Annotated in this window: 17 protein-coding genes, 1 tRNA gene and 2 pseudogenes; 16 read left to right on the top strand and 4 right to left on the bottom strand. The window is 43.2% G+C overall.

Annotated features, from left to right (window positions below; translation table 11 throughout):
* The 10 genes and pseudogenes from JZY04_RS03365 to JZY04_RS21195 form a co-directional block, all read left to right on the top strand.
* Window positions 1-211: hypothetical protein (locus tag JZY04_RS03365; protein ID WP_370635087.1), on the top strand; the 211-nt coding region annotated here is incomplete at its 5' end.
* A gap of 466 nt (window positions 212-677) precedes the next feature.
* Window positions 678-1190, top strand: a complete 513-nt coding sequence (locus JZY04_RS03360; protein WP_005782541.1) for a ferritin-like domain-containing protein — start codon at window positions 678-680, stop codon at window positions 1188-1190.
* A 238-nt stretch (window positions 1191-1428) separates the two neighbouring features.
* Window positions 1429-3207 (top strand): signal peptide peptidase SppA, encoded by a 1779-nt coding sequence (gene sppA / locus JZY04_RS03355; RefSeq protein WP_009292737.1) that lies wholly within the window; start codon window positions 1429-1431, stop codon window positions 3205-3207.
* A gap of 8 nt (window positions 3208-3215) precedes the next feature.
* Complete coding sequence (gene lpxK, locus JZY04_RS03350) at window positions 3216-4346, top strand: tetraacyldisaccharide 4'-kinase (RefSeq protein WP_122143695.1); 1131 nt, start codon at window positions 3216-3218, stop codon at window positions 4344-4346.
* Window positions 4285-5094, top strand: a complete 810-nt coding sequence (locus JZY04_RS03345; RefSeq protein ID WP_005789915.1) for a purine-nucleoside phosphorylase — start codon at window positions 4285-4287, stop codon at window positions 5092-5094. The genes lpxK and JZY04_RS03345 overlap by 62 nt, the downstream gene beginning before the upstream one ends.
* Window positions 5095-5121: 27 nt before the next feature.
* Window positions 5122-6156: a thiamine-phosphate kinase gene (gene thiL / locus JZY04_RS03340; RefSeq protein WP_009292735.1), complete on the top strand. Its 1035-nt coding sequence runs from the start codon at window positions 5122-5124 to the stop codon at window positions 6154-6156.
* 118 nt (window positions 6157-6274) lie between these two features.
* Window positions 6275-6347: transfer RNA gene (locus JZY04_RS03335), tRNA-Phe, on the top strand.
* Window positions 6348-6590: 243 nt separating this feature from the next.
* Window positions 6591-7824, top strand: a pseudogene (locus JZY04_RS03330) (site-specific integrase).
* A gap of 2 nt (window positions 7825-7826) precedes the next feature.
* Entirely contained in the window at window positions 7827-8201 is a 375-nt protein-coding gene (locus JZY04_RS03325; protein WP_032568902.1) for a hypothetical protein, read from the top strand.
* Window positions 8202-8320: 119 nt separating this feature from the next.
* Window positions 8321-8452 carry a hypothetical protein gene (locus JZY04_RS21195; protein WP_255584421.1) on the top strand — a complete coding sequence of 44 codons (132 nt, stop codon included), beginning with the start codon at window positions 8321-8323 and terminating at the stop codon, window positions 8450-8452.
* An 86-nt stretch (window positions 8453-8538) separates the two neighbouring features.
* Here JZY04_RS21195 and JZY04_RS03315 read toward each other — a convergent pair whose 3' ends face one another.
* From JZY04_RS03315 to JZY04_RS03305, 3 genes and pseudogenes are all read right to left on the bottom strand, one after another.
* Window positions 8539-8844 carry a helix-turn-helix domain-containing protein gene (locus tag JZY04_RS03315; protein ID WP_032568903.1) on the bottom strand — a complete coding sequence of 102 codons (306 nt, stop codon included), beginning with the start codon at window positions 8842-8844 and terminating at the stop codon, window positions 8539-8541.
* Window positions 8841-9202: pseudogene (locus JZY04_RS03310) on the bottom strand (helix-turn-helix domain-containing protein). Before JZY04_RS03310 ends, JZY04_RS03315 begins: the two are co-directional and overlap by 4 nt.
* A 97-nt stretch (window positions 9203-9299) precedes the next feature.
* Window positions 9300-9449, bottom strand: a complete 150-nt coding sequence (locus tag JZY04_RS03305; protein WP_155268187.1) for a hypothetical protein — start codon at window positions 9447-9449, stop codon at window positions 9300-9302.
* Between the two features lie 307 nt (window positions 9450-9756).
* Here JZY04_RS03305 and JZY04_RS03300 point away from each other — a divergent pair, with 307 nt between their 5' ends.
* The 6 genes from JZY04_RS03300 (at window position 9757) to JZY04_RS03275 (ending at window position 19544) form a co-directional block, all read left to right on the top strand.
* Complete coding sequence (locus JZY04_RS03300) at window positions 9757-10224, top strand: DUF3408 domain-containing protein (protein ID WP_032568904.1); 468 nt, start codon at window positions 9757-9759, stop codon at window positions 10222-10224.
* 279 nt (window positions 10225-10503) lie between these two features.
* A complete protein-coding gene (gene mobA, locus JZY04_RS03295) occupies window positions 10504-10926 on the top strand; it encodes a conjugal transfer protein MobA (RefSeq protein WP_032568905.1) in 423 nt (140 codons plus the stop codon).
* A 1-nt stretch (window position 10927) separates the two neighbouring features.
* On the top strand, window positions 10928-12136 hold the full coding sequence (locus JZY04_RS03290) for a site-specific integrase (RefSeq protein WP_032568906.1): 1209 nt from the start codon (window positions 10928-10930) through the stop codon (window positions 12134-12136).
* Window positions 12137-12386: 250 nt separating this feature from the next.
* The gene (locus JZY04_RS03285) at window positions 12387-15782 is read left to right on the top strand and encodes a helicase-related protein (RefSeq protein ID WP_100721022.1); all 3396 of its coding nucleotides are present in this window, start codon (window positions 12387-12389) and stop codon (window positions 15780-15782) included.
* Window positions 15783-15788: 6 nt separating this feature from the next.
* Entirely contained in the window at window positions 15789-19082 is a 3294-nt protein-coding gene (locus JZY04_RS03280) for a DNA methyltransferase (RefSeq protein ID WP_122143081.1), read from the top strand.
* 3 nt (window positions 19083-19085) lie between these two features.
* Window positions 19086-19544, top strand: coding sequence for a hypothetical protein (locus JZY04_RS03275; protein ID WP_032568909.1), 459 nt, complete (start codon window positions 19086-19088; stop codon window positions 19542-19544).
* A 310-nt stretch (window positions 19545-19854) separates the two neighbouring features.
* Here JZY04_RS03275 and JZY04_RS03270 read toward each other — a convergent pair whose 3' ends face one another.
* Complete coding sequence (locus tag JZY04_RS03270) at window positions 19855-22506, bottom strand: SIR2 family protein (protein ID WP_122143082.1); 2652 nt, start codon at window positions 22504-22506, stop codon at window positions 19855-19857.
* Window positions 22507-22515: the final 9 nt, after the last annotated feature.

Raw genomic sequence — 22515 nt, 5'->3', positions numbered from 1 at the left:
ACATACTTTTAAAAGAAGGAAAAAGGGAGAGCCAAGGAGACACATTATTATAATATATAGAGGGGGAATACTTGGAAAACAAGGAGGGGGGGGATTCATTAGGGAGAGAGGGGAAGAAGGTTTTTTAATAGAATTGCGGAGAAAGATTGGGAATTTGGCGTTAACATTGTTAATGCGGTTGGGAAGACATTTATTTCAGGGGCGGAAATAACAAAGCTTTTGCTTCGAAAAGACTTGTTATTTGAAAACAAAAGGCTTGATTTAACCCCCTGTTAAATCAAGTGACGGAAGGAGAAAAAACGAAAGAGAGAAAAGGATTGAGAATGAATGCAATAGAGAGATAAGGGGTTATTTGCTGGAAAAAGGGATAAGTAGTGGGCCGAAAGGGATAGTTGCGATTAGAACAAGTATGGGTGCAGCGGATTTTTAAAAGTAAGGTTTGGAGCGGAATCGGGAGGAGTACAAAAGACAAGAGAACAGCAGGACAGGCACAAGTTCAGGAGAAAACAGTATCAAGGATTGGATCATAGATTAAGAATCGGATATAAAAAGAAAGCACGTCTTCAAATACCCCTAAAGCAAATGTCTTCCTGTTAAAATCACCCTTTCAGAAAACAAAATCCCCTACCCCATGTTACATAACCAACTTAATTTTTATAACCTAAACCAAAAGAATTATGGCTAAAGAAAGTGTAAAAATCCTGCAAGGAAAGCTCGATGTAAAAAGTTTGATTGATCAGCTGAATGCTGCATTATCCGAAGAATGGTTGGCATACTATCAATATTGGGTAGGTGCATTGGTAGTGGAAGGTGCTATGCGCGCTGATGTACAAGGGGAATTCGAAGAACATGCTGAAGAGGAGCGTCATCACGCACAATTGATTGCTGACCGAATCATAGAATTGGAAGGAGTTCCGGTACTCGATCCGAAAAAATGGTTTGAACTGGCTCGTTGTAAATACGATTCTCCAACAGCATTCGATTCTGTCAGCCTGTTAAATCAGAACGTCTCTTCCGAACGTTGCGCAATTCTCCGTTATCAGGAGATTGCTAACTTTACAAACGGTAAAGACTATACTACATGCGACATCGCAAAGCATATTTTAGCTGAAGAAGAAGAGCATGAACAAGACCTACAGGATTATCTGACTGACATTGCCAGAATGAAAGAATCGTTTCTTAAGAAATAAATATTAGTTTCTTCAGAAATAGAAAGAGGAAATACCCCATCTGAGGCTGTTTCCTCTTTTTATTGTTTATTCTCCATACAATAATCTCTCCTTTACTCCCCGGTTATACTCAAATATTCACATTTTATATGTCGCAACCGTGACAAAACAAAAAACTATGCGACTTATGGGATGAATTTCAACTCAATTATTTATCTTTGTTAGCTTTAAAAGAGCTGGCATAAAAACAATATGTACAATGAAAGATTTCTTTAAATTTACGCTTGCTACAGTGACCGGCATCGTGTTATCGGGCATTGTTTTATTCATTATCGGAGTCGTAACGCTTGTCGGAATCATTTCGTCATCGGATACAGAAACTGTGGTAAAGAAGAATTCTGTGATGATGCTCGACTTGAAAGGTACACTGGTTGAGCGCACTCAGGAGAGTTTAGAAGGTTTACTGGGTAAATTTACCGGTGAAACAGCCGATACATACGGACTGGACGATATACTGGCTTCAATCAAGAAAGCTAAAGAAAATGATAACATCAAGGGCATTTATATACAAGCCTCATGGCTGGATGCTTCGTACGCTTCGCTACAGGCGATACGTAAAGCATTGGATGACTTCAAGGAAAGTGGTAAATTTGTCGTAGCATATAGCGATAATTATACGCAAGGACTTTATTATCTTTCGAGTGTTGCCGACAAAGTGATGCTCAACCCCAAAGGCATGATCGAATGGCGCGGGCTCGCTTCAGCACCTATTTTCTATAAAGATCTATTACAGAAACTGGGAATTGAGATGCAGGTATTCAAAGTAGGTACTTACAAGTCGGCAGTGGAACCTTTCACCGCCACCGAAATGTCTCCGGCTAACCGGGAGCAAGTTACAGCTTTCATCGGTTCTATATGGAATCAAATATTGGATGGTGTTTCCGCTTCACGTAAAATAGGAAAAGATTCACTGAATATGTATGCTGACCGCATGCTGATGTTCTATCCGTCAGACGAAAGCGTAAAATGCGGACTGGCCGACACGCTGATTTATCAAAATGACGTACGCGACTATTTGAAAACACTTGTAAAAATCGACGAGGACGATCGCCTGCCCATCTTAGGACTCGAAGAGATGGTTAACATTAAAAAGAATGTTCCTAAAGACAAGAGCGGGAATATTCTGGCTGTTTATTATGCTTCCGGTGAGATAACCGATTATGCCGGATCAGCAGCGTCTGATGAAGGTATTATAGGTAGCAAAATGATTCGTGACCTGCGTAAACTGAAAGAAGATGACGATGTAAAAGCTGTTGTATTACGCGTAAACTCTCCGGGAGGAAGTGCTTTTGCGTCCGAACAGATCTGGCATGCCGTAAAAGAGCTGAAGGCTAAGAAACCGGTCATCGTCTCAATGGGCGACTATGCCGCATCCGGTGGATATTATATCTCTTGTGCTGCCGACAGTATCATAGCCGAGCCAACCACTCTGACGGGTTCTATTGGAATCTTCGGCATGATTCCGAACGTTAAAGGATTAACCGAAAAAATCGGATTGACATATGACGTAGTAAAAACCAACCAATTCTCAGACTTCGGCAATCTGATGCGCCCGGTAAACAGCGATGAAAGAGCTTTGCTACAGATGATGATCGGCCAAGGATATGATTTATTTGTAAGCCGTTGTGCCGAGGGACGCCATATGTCTAAAGATAAAATTGAGAAAATAGCTGAAGGACGTGTATGGACCGGAGAGATGGCTAAAAAAATCGGATTGGTAGACGAATTGGGTGGAATAGGTAAAGCACTGGAAATAGCTGCACAAAAAGCCGATTTAAAAGGATACACCATTATATCCTATCCTGCCAAAAAGGATATTCTGTCTACGTTGCTTGATGTCCAACCCGGTAATTATGTAGAATCCCAAGTGCTGAAAAGTCAACTGGGAGATTATTATAAAGATTTCAGCCTGCTGAAAAATATAAAAGAACGCGCCATGATTCAAGCACGCGTTCCGTTTGAACTGAATGTGAAATAGCAAACTGCATGGAAGAAAACTCTATCAAGATACATAAATGGCTATATCCGGCTTCATGGTTATATGGAGCAGGAGTAGCATTACGAAATAAACTCTTTGACTGGGGGAAACTTCAGTCAAAGAGTTTTAATGTTCCTATTATTTGTATCGGGAACATCGCAGTGGGAGGTACGGGTAAAACGCCGCACACAGAGTATCTGATAAAGTTGCTTCATGATGAATTCCAAGTGGCTGTATTAAGCCGGGGATACAAGCGCCATACCAAAGGATTCGTACTATCAACAGCAGAAAGTGACGCCCGCAGTATTGGCGACGAGCCTTATCAAATACAATCGAAATTCTCCGATATCCGGGTAGCAGTTGACGAAGACCGCTGCCATGGCATCGAAAGGTTACTCACACTTAAAGAGCCTCCGGTCGAAGTTATCTTATTGGACGATGCGTTTCAACATCGATACGTGAAAGCAGGACTAAATATTCTTCTGACAGATTATCACCGTCTGTTCTGCGATGACACCTTGATGCCTGCGGGACGCTTACGGGAGCCTGCACAAGGCAAAAATCGGGCACAGATAGTCATCGTAACCAAATGTCCGCCGGATATCAAACCTATTGACTACAATATTATTACGAAAAGGTTGAATCTGTTCCCCTACCAGCAGTTATATTTCTCGTCTTTCCGATACGGAAACCTGCGGGCAGTCTTTCCCGATTGTGCCACTGTACAAGAGAGAAAATTATCCTCTTTACAGACAGAGGAACAGATACTGCTAATTACCGGTATTGCATCTCCCGATACGATCATCCGTGAATTGGAAATACATACACGGAACATCGACTTACTCGCTTTTAGTGATCATCATAATTTCAGCCAGCGAGACTTGGCGCAAATAAAAGAGAGATTCGGTAAATTAAGAAAAGGGCAACGCCTGATTGTCACAACCGAAAAAGACGCGACACGCCTGATATGCCATCAGGAACTGGATAATGGGCTGAAACCATTTATTTATGCCCTACCCATTGAAGTAGAAATATTACAAAATCAACAAGATAATTTTAACCAACACATTATTGGCTATGTTAGAGAAAATACAAGAAACGGCAGCCTTCCTGAAAGGAAAGATGCACACAAGTCCTGAAACAGCAATCATTCTGGGAACCGGACTTGGCAGTCTGGCAAACGAAATTACCGAAAAGTATGAAATAAAGTACGAAGATATCCCCAACTTTCCTGTGTCTACCGTAGAAGGGCACAGCGGTAAGCTTATTTTCGGTAAATTGGGTAATAAAGAGATTATGGCAATGCAGGGACGCTTCCATTACTACGAAGGTTATTCTATGAAAGAAGTGACTTTCCCGGTACGCGTGATGCGTGAACTGGGTATCAAAACATTGTTTGTGTCCAATGCCAGTGGCGGCACCAATCCTGAATTCGAAATCGGTGATCTGATGATTATCACTGATCATATCAACTATTTCCCCGAACATCCGTTACGTGGTAAAAACATCCCGTACGGCCCCCGTTTCCCGGATATGAGCGAGGCATACGATAAGGAACTGATCCGCAAGGCAGATGCCATTGCAGCAGAAAAAGGCATTAAAGTACAGCACGGAATATACATCGGTACACAGGGACCCACATTCGAAACACCTGCAGAATACAAACTGTTCCATATCTTAGGAGCTGATGCGGTAGGAATGTCTACTGTCCCCGAAGTGATTGTAGCCAACCACTGCGGCATCAAAGTTTTCGGCATTTCTGTCGTAACAGATCTTGGGGTAGAAGGAAAGATTGTAGAAGTATCACACGAAGAAGTTCAGAAAGCAGCCGATGCTGCCCAACCGAAGATGACCACCATCATGCGCGAACTGATAAACCGTGCATAGATACTTCCTTATCATAAAATAAGATATATGAGAACAGAGATAGCAACCTTAGGTGAATTCGGACTGATCAAGCATCTCACCGAAGGAATTAAATTAGAAAATGAATCAAGCAAATATGGAGTAGGCGACGATGCAGCCGTCCTCTCCTATCCTGCCGACAAGCAAGTGTTGGTGACTACCGACCTCTTGATGGAAGGTGTACATTTCGACCTAACCTACACGCCGTTAAAGCATTTGGGATACAAATCTGCTGTGGTTAACTTCTCCGACATCTATGCGATGAATGGAACGCCCAAACAGATTACAGTTTCACTTGCTCTCTCCAAACGCTTCAGTGTGGAAGATATGGATGATTTTTACTCCGGACTCCGTCTGGCATGCCAACAATATAAAGTCGATATTGTAGGTGGTGACACCACCTCTTCTTTGACAGGGTTTGCCATCAGTATCACTTGTATTGGTGAAGCCGACAAAGATAAAGTTGTTTACCGTAATGGCGCCAAAGATACCGACTTGATCTGTGTCAGTGGCGACTTAGGTGCCGCCTATATGGGGCTGCAACTGTTAGAACGCGAAAAAGCAGTCTTTAAAGGCGAACAGGATGCTCAGCCGGATTTCTCCGGAAAAGAGTATTTGTTGGAACGACAGCTCAAACCAGAAGCCCGCAAAGACATTATTGAGAAACTGTCCGCCGCAAATATCGTTCCGACTTCTATGATGGATATCTCTGACGGACTTTCTTCGGAGCTATTGCATATATGTACTCAAAGTAAAGCAGGTTGCCGTGTCTACGAAGAGCATATCCCTATCGATTATCAAACTGCAGTTATGGCAGAAGAGTTCAATATGAACCTCACCACCTGTGCCATGAACGGTGGTGAAGATTATGAACTTCTTTTCACTGTTCCCATTGCCGATCACGAAAAAGTATCGGAAATGGAAGGTGTCCGCCTGATCGGACATATTACAAAGCCCGAATTAGGCTGCGCACTGATCACACGCGATGGTCAGGAATTCGAGTTAAAAGCTCAGGGATGGAATCCACTACAGGAAAATAAATAAAAAATTCCGAAAGAAAAACACTGATAATAAGCAGAATAGCTTTTTATCAGTGTTTTTTATTACCCTAAGGTTTGCAAAATCAAAAACTTTCACTACCTTTGCAACCGCAAACAAGAAAGGTGCCATAGCTCAGTTGGTAGAGCAAAGGACTGAAAATCCTTGTGTCCCCGGTTCGATTCCTGGTGGCACCACTTAGAAGAAAAGCAAAAGCAGTAAAATCCTGATTTCCAAACGAAATCGGGATTTTTTGTTTTCCGCAGGAACGCAAAAAACGGCAGAATATTACCGTTTCCGGTGTTCCAATCGGTGGAGCAAGAAAGGTGGAGCGCGAATCTCCACCGAACAAGATTATTTCTCTCTGATTTGCAATATTTTGCGTATCAAGAAAGCGTGCATGGTTTCCTACTTTTGTCCAACGAAAAAACTGTAGGAACATGAAACGAAACTCATTCAATGTGCTTTTTCTTTATCAAGAAAGCCAAACTGCTGAAAAACGGGGAAGCCTCCGTGTGTATGCGCATCACCGTGAACGGTGCGCGAGTGGAAAACAATATCCGCATGAGCATTGAGCCTGCCCTCTGGAATCAGGCAAAGGAATGCGCCAAGGGCAAGAGCCGCAAGGCTTGTGAACTCAACCTCTATATCGAACAAGCCAAAATCAAGTTGCGCAAGCTGTTCGATGAGCTGGAAGAGCGGAATCATCCCGTCACAGCCCAAATTTTACAAGAGAAGTTCTTCGGAGTTAACAAGGACGTGAAGGAAGTCCGCACGCTCATCAAAACCATACAGGAACATAATGACCAATGCCGTGAACTTGTAGGCAAGGACTATGCGCTGATTACCGTCCGCCGTTATGAAAGTTGCAAACGCTATCTGGCGGAACTTATCAGACTGAAATACGATAAGGAGGATTTGCCATTGTCGGAAGTCAATGGTGAGTTGATACGAGCCTTTGAGTTTTACTTGAAGACGGAAAAGGAGTGCCAACAGAATACGGTCATCCGCTATATGAAGTGCCTGAAGAAGATAACCAATCTCGCACTTGCCAACGAATGGATTACCAAAGACCCGTTTATCGGTATCAAGTTCCACGAGAAGGAAGTAATCCGTGAATTTCTGACCTTGGATGAACTGCACCGTATCTACAACAAGGAGTTTTCCCTTGACAGGATTACAGTTGTGCGAGATGTTTTCATCTTTGCATCGTTCACTGGGTTGGCGTTCATAGATGTGCAACAGCTATCTGCCGAACATATCGTTCAAGATAACAATGGCAATTATTGGATTCGCAAGCCTCGCCAAAAGACGAAGAATATGTGCAACATTCCCTTGCTCGATATTCCGATGCAGATTTTGGAGAAATACAAAAGCCATCCTACTTGCCAAAAGAAAAACGTATTGCTCCCTGTCCCCTGCAATCAAAAGATGAACAGTTATCTGAAAGAGATTGCCGATTTGTGTGGTATTTCAAAGTGCTTGACCACGCACGTTGCCCGGCACTCGTATGCGACCTCTGTGTGCCTCGCCAATGGCGTAAGCATTGAAAATGTGGCGAAAATGCTCGGTCATTCCAATATAAAGATGACGCAGCACTATGCTCGTGTGTTGGATTCTTCCATTCTCAAAGATATGATGAATGTGAAAAGTGCCTTATCAAAAAGTCTTTGATTATGGATAGAGGAGTAATTACCATCAGTGAAACAGGCGCAGTTACCATACCGACTGCCTCCGTGTGGATGACCAAGTTTGAGATAGCCGACCTGTTCGGGGTATTCTCGTGCGACATTCGTAAGGTGATTCATGCCATATATAAAGGCAGAGAGTTGGACGAATGTGATACAATGAAGTATGTCAAACAACCTGACGGCATCAGCTATGATGTTTATAACCTTGAAATGGCCATAGCCATTGCATTCAGGATATGCAGCAGAGAGAGTATCCGATTCCGGCAGTTTGTGATGAATGAAATCTGCGCTACCAAGAAAGGAAGCCCGGTCACGTTGTTCTTCTCTTGTGGCAAGAGCAGCAACCTATGGTATAGCTGAGGTTAATCCCGTCAGCCGCCCGTTCCCGATGCACGGATGCAAAGGTAGCGTGTGGCTCTGAAGGCATCGGCAAGGTCGGGCGGCGGAACCGTTTCGGGCAGAATCTTCCTCAAACGGGGTTGAGTGTATTCTACCCGAAAACCCTGCCACTGCCAGCCACACGCTTGAAAGGCATCCGGCAACGGAAACAAGCGACTGACGGGAAATCAGAAGAAATAGAGGAACGGCTTACAGACGAAGCTAAACATTGATGCTTCATCCGTAAGCCATTCCTTTTTATTGTACCATTGCTGCCGCAAACATAAGGCAGACGGCAAACTGCGCTCCTTCAAGAAAATCAGGTTGCCTTCAGTCGGTAGGCAGATTGGTAGCCGTCAGCCAGCATCCTTTCGATGTCGGATTCACGGTAGAGGATTTTACCTCCAAACTGGATGTAGGCAATACGCCCCTCGTTGCGATAGTCCTGAAGTGTCCGACGACTTACTTTCAACCGTGCCGACACCTCCTTGTCGGTGAAGAAACGCTCCCCGTTCAGTGTCGGGCGGTAGTTGGCGGTCAGATGCTCTACGTTGTTAAGCAGACGGTCAAGGCTGCCCATGAAGTGGATTATCCACTCGTTTTCTTTGTTAATCAGTTCGTTCATGTTACTCTGGATTTAGTGGGATTGATTTTCATTACTCCGTGTGACGATCGGATTGTGCTGCCGTTGTACTTATCTTCTTTCGCTTGCCTTCCACTGCTGGCATAATACGCTGCACGTCTTCGTGGCGATAATATATCTTGTGGTTGATTTGACTATACCCCAAAGTCCCGTTGTCTCTAAGCGTCTGTAATGTGCGTGGGCTGATGTTGAGCATCCGGCACACGTCTTGGTTGTCCATCCACTCGCTCATTTTCTTTTCGCCGTGCCTATGGCAGATGGTATCCATACGGCTGACGAAGCGGTCGAACTTGGCGACCAGTTCCTCAAAGGTCTTTCTCTCAATTGATACGATTTCCATATTGTCTTTCTTTTAGTTGTTACTGTTTCTTCTGCCGCAAAGGAATATATAATCTGGTTTCCTGCAATGGATTTTTCGGAAGTGGCAGCGTGTTGCGTCAATAGGTAGCCCTTGTCCGGGATGCCGTCTTTCCTTTAGCCGTTATCATTCCTTCTTCCGCAAAGAAATACATAATCCGGCATCCGGCAATGGTTTCAATCAAGTCTGGCAGCAAGTGGCATAGGGTGGTAGAGGTTGGCACAGGCATAGCTCACAGATTGCCCAATCCGTTCAGCCCTTAATTCCCATATTTAATAAGGAAGCCACAACCAAAATAAGGGCTTAATTCAAGATTGACCGTAATTGAGCCTTTCCCCTTTCGGTCATATATATCCGGCAAAACGGTGAAGTCCGCACCGCCTTGTCAACCGCCATAAAGCAAAACCATACAAAATTGCCCAAATGAATCCAAGTGCTTGACTGACTGCATTAAAGCACCTTACTTTGCTCCCGATAATCGGTCGAGGTGCTTACCAAGACCACAGTTAATAACTTAATCAATTTGTTTTTTTACAATGAAGAGAGAACCAAACATTACAGAGCAGCAGGCTCGTGAAATCGTGGAAAAGATGGGACGCAGGGAATCCTACACTCCCAAGTCGATGAATGACATCTACAGGCGTATCGGTCTAGAGCCGGATGAGCCGGAACAGCCCGGCAAGACCGTCACGGAAGAAACGGAGACCGCTATGGCGGATGAACCGTCAAGTGAGGCGGTCGGGGAAATTGCAATGCCGCAGAAGCGTGTCAGCTGCAAGCAGCGCAGGCTGTCGCTGGAGGAATACCGCGCCACCTATCTCCAAGTCCCCAAGATTGTCAACCGCAAGCCCGTGTTCGTCAGCGAGGAGGTGCGTGACGAACTGGACAGGATTGTCCGCTTCCTCGGAGGAAAGGGCATGAGCGCATCGGGGCTGATCGAGAACCTCGTCCGTCTGCACCTCGACACCTACCGGAATGACATCGAGCAGTGGCGCAAGCTCTGACGGAATTACAGAAAGTCGGTTGGGCTGGTGAATACACTTCATCGGCTTAACCGATACCCAAGATGAGTGACTACACTCGGAAACAAATCCGACAGTCGGAGGATTTTTGTGTCCTCAAAGACACAGCAAGATATATTTTCAGTTACCCGAATAATTCTAAGTAACTGAAAATGCTTTCACCGCCGTGGGCAGAATTATCCTCCGCAGTCGGATAATTTCGGGGTTCATTAATCAAAGATTAAACAATGGACAAGCCATAAAATTGAAAAAATAAGAAGCATGAAAAAGAAGAGCAAGTACGGGAGAAATCCCAAATTGAACCCGAAGACGCACTGCGTGATGGTGCGCTTCGACGATGTGGAATGGAACAGGTTCCTGACGATGTACGAGGAATCGAACGTGTATGCGAAAGCCGTCTTTCTCAAGGCGCACTTCTTCGGGCAGAAGTTCAAGGTGCTGAAGGTGGACAAGACGATGCTGGAATATTACACCAAGCTGTCGGACTTCCATGCCCAGTTCCGTTGCATCGGCACGAATTACAATCAGGTCGTAAAAGAGTTGCGCATCCACTTTTCGGAGAAGAAGGCAATGGCGTTGCTCTACAGGCTGGAGAAGTGTACCATTGACCTCGTGAAGCTGAGCCGGGAGATTGTGGAACTTTCAAGAGAGATGGAGAAGTGTTATCAATCCAAATCTGATTGATATGGCAAGTGTAAAAGTAAAGTTCAGACCTTCAACGACTACAGGCAAGGAAGGCACAATCTACTATCAGGTGATTCACAACCGTGTGGTCAGACAGATATATACCGACTATAAACTTTTCGCTTCGGAATGGCAGTCCCATTCCGAAGCGGTTATCCTGCATCGTGTTCCGAATAAGCAAGAGCGGAACAACTATCTACTTTCGATAACCTCACGCATCAGATGGGATAAGGACAGGTTAAACAAGATTATACAGGTCTTATCCCAATCCGGCACATTTGTGACGGATGATGTAGTCGTGCGCTTTCAAAACAACAGACAGGGACCATCGTTTAACAACTATATCCGCCAGCAGATTGCCAGATTGAAACGCTTGGGGAAGATACGCACCTCGGAAACCTATACGGCAGCACTGCGAAGTTTCAACGGTTTTATGAATGACAAGGAGGTCTTGTTTGACCAGATTAATTCAGACTTGATTGCGGAATATGAGGCTTATCTGAAAGGAAGAGGCAACTCGCCCAATACCGTGTCATTCTATATGCGAATACTGAAATCGGTCTATAACCGTGCCGTAGAAGAAGGACTGACCGAGCAACGGCATCCGTTCAAGTCTGTCTATACGGGAGTGGAGAAAACCTTGAAGCGAGCTATATCGCTCAACCACCTTAAACGTATCAAAGGGTTGGACTTGTCTTTGAAGCCTAACCTTGACTTTGCCCGTGATATGTTCCTGTTCTCTTTTTACACAAGGGGTATGTCGTTCATTGACATGGCTTATCTGAGGAAGAAAGACTTGCAGAACAGTATCCTTTCCTATCGCAGACGAAAGACGGGACAGCAGTTATTCATCAAATGGGAAAAATGTATGCAGGAGATTGTTGATAAATACCCCGTAAACGAAACGGAATACCTCCTGCCCATCATTATACAACGGGATGTGGATTATCGGAAGCAATACACCAATGAGCTTCATCGGGTAAATCATTTGTTGAAAAAAATAGGAAAACAGTTGGGCTTGTCGATACCATTAACGATGTATGTAGGACGGCACTCATGGGCAAGTGTCGCCAAGAGCCGTAATGTGCCTATTTCTGTAATCAGCGAGGGTATGGGGCATGATTCAGAGAACACCACACAGATTTATCTTGCATCACTTGATACTTCTGTGGTGGATAAAGCCAATAAGAAGATACTGGATTTGCTGTGAAACTGTGAATGTTTTGCAAATCAGTCCAACGCTTGCCAAGAGACGGATATTATAATTCAAAGTTACGCAAAATAATGATTATTAGGCCATAAAACGCTAAAAATCTTGTCTGTTGCAATATCTCTGTTTTGCGAAAGATCTTAGATGTTTTGCAAATTTGTCAACCAAAAGATAAAAGTTAGCTCACTATCAGCGAGATATAACAACTTGTCCGTCTCTTGGCAAGAGATGAAAATCTTGGTTGATAGTTATGGCTCGTATATACGATAATATTGAAATAAAATTTGAAGATGGTCTCAATGATATAATCAGCAATGTCGGCGTAAAACGTGTGGACTTTTGTGTTGGTTATTTTAATTTACGCGGATGGACAAAAGTAGTACACCAAGTGGAACATTTGGAAGGCGACTTTGTCGTTGAAGGTTCCGAGAGCATCCATCGAACCTGTCGGTTGCTCATTGGTATGTACCAACCTCCGGCAGAATTGGTGAAAATGCTATATGCCCAAGGAGACAACACTCCTGACGCGGACATGGTACAGAAGGTAAAACGGCAGATAGCACAGGATTTTCGCCATCAGCTCCTTATTGGCATACCCACAAAACAGGACGAATGGGCACTACGGCAACTTTCAGCACAACTCAAATCCAAGAAAGTGGTGGTGAAACTTTCTGTCCGTGAGCCGCTTCACGCTAAACTGTATCTTGCACATCGTCCCGAAGACCGCTCGAATCCCATTCAGGCGATAATGGGCAGCAGCAACCTCACTTATTCCGGGCTTACCAAGCAAGGGGAACTCAATGCCGAATTTGGCGACCGTGACCAAGCCGAGAAATTCAATACATGGTTCAATGACCGCTGGAACGACCGTTTCTGCGTGGATATTACCGAGGAACTTGTCAAAGCCATAGACGAAAGTTGGGCGGCCGAAAAACTGATTCCTCCTTACCATATTTATCTCAAAATAGCTTACCACCTCAGCGAAGAGGCACGTAATGGAATAAAGGAGTTTACATTGCCTCCGATATTCCAAAGAGAGCTTTTCGATTTCCAGCAGAACGCAGTCAAGATAGTCGCCCGTCATCTTAACAACGACAGACGACGCGGTGCAATGATTGGTGATGTGGTGGGTCTCGGCAAGACCATTACAGCCTGTGCCGTTGCCAAGATTTATGAAATGACTTATGCCACCAGCACCTTGATTATTTGCCCTGCCAATCTTCAGGAGATGTGGCGCAAGTATATCAGGAAATACGACCTCAAAGCGGAAGTCATGTCTATGTCGAAGGTGATGGATATCGACAATATGCGCTATTTCCGTCTGATAATCGTGGATGAAAGCCACAACCTTCGCAACGCGGGCAAACGATACAACCAAATCCGCCAACTTATCGAACGTCAGTCAAGCCGTGTTCTGCTTCTGACTGCGACTCCATACAATAAGCATTACAGCGACCTCAGCAACCAACTCCGACTTTTCATCAACGATGATCAAGACCTCGGTGTCCGCCCGGAGCGTTACATTGAAAGTCTGGGCGGAGAGCGCGGTTTTATGCAACGCCACGGTGATGTACATATCCGTACTATACGGGCTTTCAACCAAAGCGAGAATGTGGAAGACTGGAGCGAACTGATGAAGCTGTTTCTTGTTCGTCGGACACGCTCGTTTATCCGCGAGAATTTTGCCAAGACCGATGAAGCTAACGGTAGGAAGTATCTGGAATTTTCCAATGGCGCACGTTCCTATTTCCCCGACCGCGTTCCGAAGTCCATCAAGTTCAAGACCGAATCCGGCGACCAGTACACCCGTCTTTATTCAGAGGAAATGATTGCTCTTATGGAGGAACTCGCTCTTCCTCGATATGGTCTGAGCCTGTATATCAGCGAAAAGGAAGCGACCGATGCGCCCAAGCATATCTCCGCATTGATTGAAAACCTTTCTCGTGCCGGGTCAAGAATGATGGGATTCTGCAAATCGACATTCTTCAAACGCATGGATTCGAGCGGTTTTTCATTTCTTCTTACCCTCTATCGCCATGTGCTTCGTAACTGCGTTTACATTTATGCACTCGATAACAAGCTGCCTGTGCCTATCGGAGATGACAACAACCTGCCCGAAGATTACACGGAGGACGAGGATACCGGCACTGACATCTTCGGACGGCACGACTCTGACACCCCGGTTGATGCCTCGCTGAATATTCCCACTGACATGGCGGTGTATATGAAGAAAGCCGGAGAGTATTACAATGTCATTGCCAGTAAGTCCAACCTGTCATGGCTTGATGCCAGATACTTCAAGCGCACGCTCAAACAGAAACTTAAAAAGGATTGCGAGACCATTCTCTCTATGATTGCGCTATGTGGCAAATGGGAGCAGAAGCAGGACCAGAAACTCAATGAACTGGAAAGCCTGCTTCGCGGTGACGCTCATTGCAATGACAAAGTCGTGGTATTCACCCAGTTTTCCGACACGGCACGTTATATCTATTACCAGCTCCGCAAGCGTGGATTCACGAATATAGATTATGCCACAGGCGACCGGGACAATCCTACTGTCATTGTAGAGAGGTTCTCTCCGAACAGTAACGATGCGACAGGCAAATACACAACTGAGGAGCAGACCCGTATTCTCATCGCCACCGATGTGCTTTCCGAAGGTCATAACCTTCAGGATGCCCATGTCATCGTGAACTATGACCTGCCGTGGGCTATCATCCGCTTGATTCAACGTGCCGGACGTGTTGACCGTATCGGCCAGCAAGCCGAAAATATCTATTGCTATTCTTTCTTTCCTGCCGATGGCATTGAAGAAATCATCAACCTCCGCAGCCGCCTGAACGACCGCATCAATGCCAACGCCAATATCGTAGGCTCTGACGAGGTGTTTTTTGAAGGGAACGAACAGAACCTCAGGGATATGTTCAACGAGAAAGCGGGTGTACTTGACGATGCGGATGACGATAACGATGTTGACCTTGCATCACAGGCATTCCAGATATGGAGCAATGCAATTAAGGCTGATAAAAAACTGAAAGAGATTATTCCACAGATGCAGAATATGGTTTACTCAACACGCCTTGCCGATGAAAACGGTGTAGAGGGTGTTGTCACCTATGCTCGCACAGCCAATGACTTCGATGTGCTTACATGGCTTGACAAGGATGGTAATATCATATCGCAAAGCCAACAGCGCATACTTCAGGCTCTCGCTTGTCATCCAGAGACTCAGGCACAGCAACCTCTCGACAACCATCATGAACTTGTTGGTAAAGCTGTTGGGATTATCCGCGAACAGGCTGTCAGCAACATTGGCGGTATGCTTGGCAACCGTTTTTCCACACGCTACCGCATCGTGCAGCTTCTGGAACAATATTATGACCAAGGTGAAAACCTGTTCTTCAATGCAGACCGCCGCGAGGAATTGAAATATGCCATTGATGACATTTACAACTATCCACTTCAGGAAACCTCAAAGTTCCATCTTGGTCGTATGCTCAAACAAACAGGAAGGCAAGCCGATGATGATATTGTGGAATACGTGCTTGAACTCCGCCGTAATAACCAGCTTTGCATCATTGCAGATGAGGACATTAACGATAAGGAAAATCAGATAATCTGCTCTATGGGGCTTCGTAAAGAATAACATGCCATGAACAAACGTATATTTCAACAACTTCTCCTTGATGGAGATTTCAAGAAACTGTTCATCAGTGAATTGGGATGGAACAAATGGAAAGTCAGGGCTGAACTTCTGCCCATTGTCATTGACGGAACGGATTATCAGTTCCGCACCGTTGCCGACCGAAACGGATTGCAAGTCGTTGTGGCTGAGGTCAGCGAACTGCCCAAGGCATCGCTCGCCCGGAGAATTGACGCACAACTTCGCAAACAAGCTCAGGACTATATTGCCATCTACGTGCTTTGCAATAAGCCCGGACATCATCAATGGGTGATTCCTGTGAAAAATGTGGATAAGCGAGACATTGTAAGCATCGAGTACGAATCACCAGAAAAGACAGACTTCCTTTTCTCGAAGATGCAGGATTTGGAGTTTGACCCGGCTGAAAGGACAACAATTGTAGATGTAAAGGCGGCTGTCCACCACGCATTCTCCGTCAACGCAGAAAAGGTGACCAAGGATTTCTATGCTGGTTTCCGTAAGGAGCATAAGGCTTTTTCCAAGTTCATTACGGGCATAGATGATGAACTGGCTGAAAAGGACAATCGTAACAAGCTGTGGTATGCTTCGGTGATGCTTAACCGCCTGATGTTCTGTTATTTCATTCAGAAGAAAGGTTTTCTGAATAGTAACGTAAACTATCTTCGTGATAAGTTGGACTGGTGTCGCAAGGAGCGTGGCGAAGACCGTTTCTTCTCCACCTTTTATCGTGGCTTTCTAACTCGTCTCTTTTCTGATGGTCTGAACAACCCCAATCACGACCGGGAGTTTCTGCAACAGTTCGGACGCATCCCTTATCTGAATGGCGGTATGTTCGACAGCCACAAGATAGAGCGTGAATATACCGACATAGATATTGCCGATGAAGCCTTCATCTCGTTGTTTGCTTTCTTCGACAAGTGGCAGTGGCATCTTGATACCCGTGTCACCGCTTCAGGCAAGGACATCAATCCCGATGTACTCGGTTATATCTTCGAGCAGTATATCAATGACCGGGCGCAGATGGGAGCATATTACACCAAAGAGGACATCACCGAATATATCGGACGCAACACGATACTTCCTTTCCTTTTCGATAGAGTAGGCAAGGCTTCAAAGCCTATGGCGGAACTTTTTGCCCCTGACGGTTGGGTATGGCTTCAACTCCAACAAAGCGGAGACCGCTACATCTTTGATGCGGTGAAGCAAGGCTATACCCCTGACTGGCGCAATCGCATTCCTGAGAATATCGCCATCGGACTTGACACGACCAAGCCCGAGCTTTTGGAACGTCGCAAAGACTGGAACACAAAAACACCTGAGCCATTCGCCTTGCCTACGGAAATATGGCGCGAGACCATTGAACGGTTGCAGCGATGCGAGGATATACTGGATAAAATTCGTAAAGGGGAGATTGTGTCCATCAACGATTTTATCACCTACAACCTTGACATACGCCAATTTGCAGCAGACCTTATCAATGCTGATGACGCTCCGCAATCGTTCATTTACAACTTCTATGACGCTCTGCGTTCAGTGACTATCCTTGACCCGACTTGTGGCTCTGGTGCGTTCCTTTTTGCGGCAATGAATATCCTCGAACCGCTTTACTATGATTGCATCACACGGCTTGAAGGCATTGAGCGGAAATCGCCTGACACGCAAAAGGCACTTGACGAGATAAAGAGCAAGTATCGCTCAAACATCCATTATTTCATCTACAAGTCTATCATTCTCCGTAATCTGTACGGAGTGGACATCATGGCAGAGGCTACAGAAATAGCCAAGTTGCGACTGTTTCTTAAAATGGTGGCCGTGGTTGATGTGCAGCCGCTTGTCGACAATCTCGGTCTTGATCCGTTGCCGGATATTGACTTCAACATCCGCTGCGGCAACACTCTTGTGGGTTATGTCAATGCCGAAAGCATCGTAAAGGACCATGATGGGGATATGTTCGCAATACACGATTTTGAGGAAAATGTCGCGGCAGAAATGGACAAGGTGGCACGGATATTCAAGCTGTTCAAGCACTTGCAACTCACACAGGAATCGGAACATCACGAGGAGTTCATTGCTGCCAAACACCAGCTTCGAGACCTTCTGTCCTCACTCAACGATACTCTCAATCATCACCTTCACAACGCCACCGCATCGGGTATGCCATACGAAGAATGGCTCAATTCCCATCAGCCCTTCAACTGGGTTGCGGAGTTCTATGATATCATTCACGGAAATGGGGGATTTGATGTGATTATTGGAAACCCACCCTATGTGGAGTACAGCAAAATACGAAAAGAATATCAAGTTACAGGTATCAAATGTATTGATTCGGGAAACTTATATGCATACGTTATCGAGCGAACGCTCTCATTTTCTCACAAGGGAACGAGAAACGGGATGATTATACAAATGTCAGCTTTTTGCACACCACGTATGGCATCATTCCAAAAAATGTATTTTGAAAATGCCAAGTTCTCATCAATCGCATTCTTCGATGACAGACCTGGTAAACTTTTTGAGAATCTGCAACACATTCGCGTTGTCATTCCGATAATAGAGGTTGGAATGCCAACTTCTTTGACGGCAACTACTGGATATGTTAAGTTCTACTCTCATTGCCGTAATATCTTATTTCAAAACATTTCTTATTACCTTTCACAGTCTTCCCGTAAAGCGTTTTCTGTTTTAAAAATTCGAACAGCGATAGAAAATTCCATAGCAGAAAAAGTGTGGAGTATGTCAAAGACTATACAATGCTTTGAAAGTTGTTTACGCAACAATAATTACGTTTATTATGGGTATGGATATGGTTACTTTGGCAAAATCTTAAATAAGAAATCCTATTTTTGGGGTGAAAACGTAAAAGAGTCCACTGGTGATAAATACTATTTTATCAATGACGAATACGACAGAGATATATTTGTTGGGCTTTTGAATTCTAGCTTGTTTTATTGGTTTTACATCAATTTTTCCGATGGACACAATTTTACCAAGACTGTTATAGGTGCAATGCCTTTTGAATATGGCTCATGCCAACGTATTAAACAAGCTGTAGAAATTTTGATGCTCGATTTAGAGCAATGTAAAGGTAGAAAAGTTTGCAACTACAAATCTACAGGTAGAGTTGAATATGATGAATACTACCCAAAGTTGTCCAAAAGATATATTGATGAAATCGACAAGGTTCTTGCTAATCATTACGGATTTACAGATGAAGAACTTGATTTCATCATCAATTATGATATCAAGTATCGCATGGGTGATGAACTGAACAACGAGGAATAAATAATGGAACCACAGTATCTCGGAAATACGGACTTATTGACCTTGCACAAGGTGGGATTTCTCGCTTCGCGTAAGGTCAATCCAACTTCCGTGATACCAACAATCAACTGGGCGAACAAAGTAAGCCACGACCCAAATGTCGCAATAGTCAGTGGCTTCCAATCCACCCTCGAACGCGAAGTTCTTGACATAGCCCTCAAAGGCACATGTGGCATCATTTACGTCCTCAACCGCAGCCTCTATCGCCAAATACCACTCAATCTACGCCCGGCATTTGACTCAAACCGCATCCTCTTCATATCCCTAACATCGAAAAAAACAACTCGCCCTTCCGCCATAAACGCCAACATCCGTAATCACTATATTACAAACATTGCAGATGAGCTCACCTTTGCATCAGTTAATGAAGTTTCATCACTTCATCAACTGATACAAATAGATAAGTTTACCTTACTGCTCTAAGCCTTTATAAATAGGTATAACAAATCACACTTCAATACCGACTTGTGTTTGTATCCTAGCTTCAACTTCTTGATAAATTGAAAGTTGGGTTTCAGGCGCAACTTCCAAGGTCGCCATCAAGACATATTTTACAGGCATTGTCTATTTAGACTTTTTTTACAAAATCCCACGATTCTGCTAAATTCTGGGGTAGGAGGGCGACAACAACTCTAATCATCACGCACAAAGACATATTACGCCAACCCAATTCGCCAAATTATTTTCAATCTTGTTCTAAAAAAGGACGTATTGCTTCCGTTTTCGGGCGTTCTTATACCGTTTTCCCGACATCATGATTTGCACCACATCTCTTTACAGATGATTCCAGAATTCGTTGTACTTTGGAATCCGTTAAATACGGTTCCAATACAGGCCATCCTTTAACTACATATTTATCTACGGGAGTTACTTTTATGATTTTACTGAGATATGAAACTATTTCATTTTTATCTCCAATAATGCAAGCCGCTCCCAATTTTTCAAAATCGGAATATTCAATATACTTATTATCGAATATTTTTTCTTTAATTTTTTCTTTAATTTTTTCTTTAATTTTGTTTGTGGCACTTCGTTCGCATTTTAATCGTGCCCATTGATAATTGACCATTATAGCTCCATCTGTTAATTGTGGATTGTCGTAGTAAGGCTTCAATAAAGACAATACAGAGTTATAGTCCTCAGTTTTTAGAAGCGAGAATGCGTAAGAAACAACTTCGCTTTTAGTTGGAGATGTCGTAGCAAATCTATCCTGATACAAACTTACTAGTTCCTCATGATTATTCGTAAGACCATAATAATGTTCTTTGTATTCATCTTTATTGCCAAGTTTATCATAAAATTCCGTGAGCTGCTCATTTTTATTTTGATATGCTAAAATTGTCATGACTTGCTCGTTGGCCTTAGGATTATTTGGCAACGTTTTGAATATATCAAGAGCATCATCAAAATACTCTTGATCCATTAGTAATTTCCCCTTCAGAAATTTATAGTTATCAGAATATAAATATTCGTTTTCAAATAGCTCAAATGTTTCAAGCACCTTATTGAATTCATTATGACTATTATACCAATGTATTAGTTCAATGTAAATTTTTTCAATAAAACTCTCGTTATCTGCGCTTAAATAGAATTCCAAGGACTTTTTTATCAAGCTTTCACTCAGAAATTTAGATTTAGACAAACGTAGGATATAAAGCGTTTGTGGATGTAATTTGTATTTATCCACCACATCTTGACAAATAGAATCTAATTCTGCTTGCAGTTTTGCCCTGTTATCGTCATATACCAATTGAATATATCTTACACGATACGAGAATGCCATATTGTCAATATATGGAAATAGCTGTAGGCTTCTATTAATATTATCCTCTATAGTTTTTGCATCAGATTGGAAATCTTCTTGTTTAATTCTGTCTTCCCAAAAATCGAGCAATACCGAAATATAAGAATTAATGATATAATAATCATTATTAAATCTTTCACAAGCAAGTGATAGATATCCTAAAGACTGAATTGGGTTTGATGACCGATTAGCTGCAATTTCATAATAGCGTTCATTTGACGAATCTAAGCGAATTAACTCATTGAAGTATCTTTTTACATCATCATCTTTCATTTCTTTTTGAAGATCTGCTTCTAATTCTAAAAGTTCAAGTTTGAATCTGCTGTCATCTAACTCAAACACATTTTTTGCCTTCAATTTTTGGAGTACAGGTATTGGATGTCGCAATCCATATGCCTCTGAAACCAGATCGTTTAGTTCCTTTTGTTCTTCCGCAGATAATTTAGGAAAATGTAATCGCTTACGAGCTCGCCTGTTTACATTGTTTTTGGATTGATCTGCTTTTTGTTTCCTTATATACTCAAAAAAATCATTTGCAAAGTTATCTTCAAAATGGTCTTTGAGTTTTTTGCAATCTTCTGCCAAATAGGCATTTCCTAAATTCAATCTATTATTTTCTGTAAGTTCTTTTATAATATTTTCTTGATGGGCTCGGCTGAGGAAAGCATCATCTATAGGGAGTGCCCCCTGATTAAGATTGTGATTTATTTCAGCAAAAAGCTCATCGAAACCATCAATTTCTACAAAAAACACACGATCTCTCCAAAGAAGTTTTTTCAGCTCTGTACTAATACTTTTCTCGCCCTTTCTGATACACCAATATATACCATTCTTGAAATAATCTTCATGTTGGAGCAAATAAGTTAATATGTCCATAATAGAGCGGTCATTACCGGCATAACCTACTACAATTAACCCGAAATCCTTGGCAAATTCTTGAAATTTCATTTTCATATTCATTTCCAAGGACTCGGTTTCTCGGAGAGTAGTTTTTATGTCATCAAATAAATAGTCTCCGTGTAATTTAATAATTTTAGGACGAGTTGACGTTACACTTATTCCAGAAATCGATGAATCATGGGCGCAAACTATTGGTCTATTCTTCGAAAAACGATAAAATGCCTCATTTAATAAATCATCGAAATTGGTGGTAAAAACAGTATTGAAAAATCCTTGCTCAATAAGTTTCACTAAATATGCATATCCAATAGATGGAGTTTTACCTGAAACCTCATGTTCAACAAAAATACGACGATGACGTTGCAAGTCATAACGGTTCTCAAAAAGCGCTGAATAGGGATTGCTTTCCTCATACCAATCTGGAGCATTATTCAAAGAAAAGAATTCCTCGAGAGTCATATCTGAGTCTTTACCACTCTCTTGAAAGACTTCTTTTTTCCAGATTTCAATTAGATTTTGACCAGAGCGTATACCAGATGTTATTGATGCTCCAGACCCTAACAAAACCGAGTAGTTTGGAGTCTTGATACCAGTCCCATCGATATGTCCGGATGAGTTCCCTATAAATCTTATCAAATCAGAAACGGACTTACGCTTATGTGATAATTCTTGAAGTGTCATACATTCTTT

The sequence above is a fragment of the Bacteroides sp. 11BF genome, from assembly GCF_019633765.1.
In the GTDB taxonomy this organism is placed as follows: domain Bacteria; phylum Bacteroidota; class Bacteroidia; order Bacteroidales; family Bacteroidaceae; genus Bacteroides; species Bacteroides hominis.
This window is presented reverse-complemented; position numbering and strand designations above follow the sequence as displayed.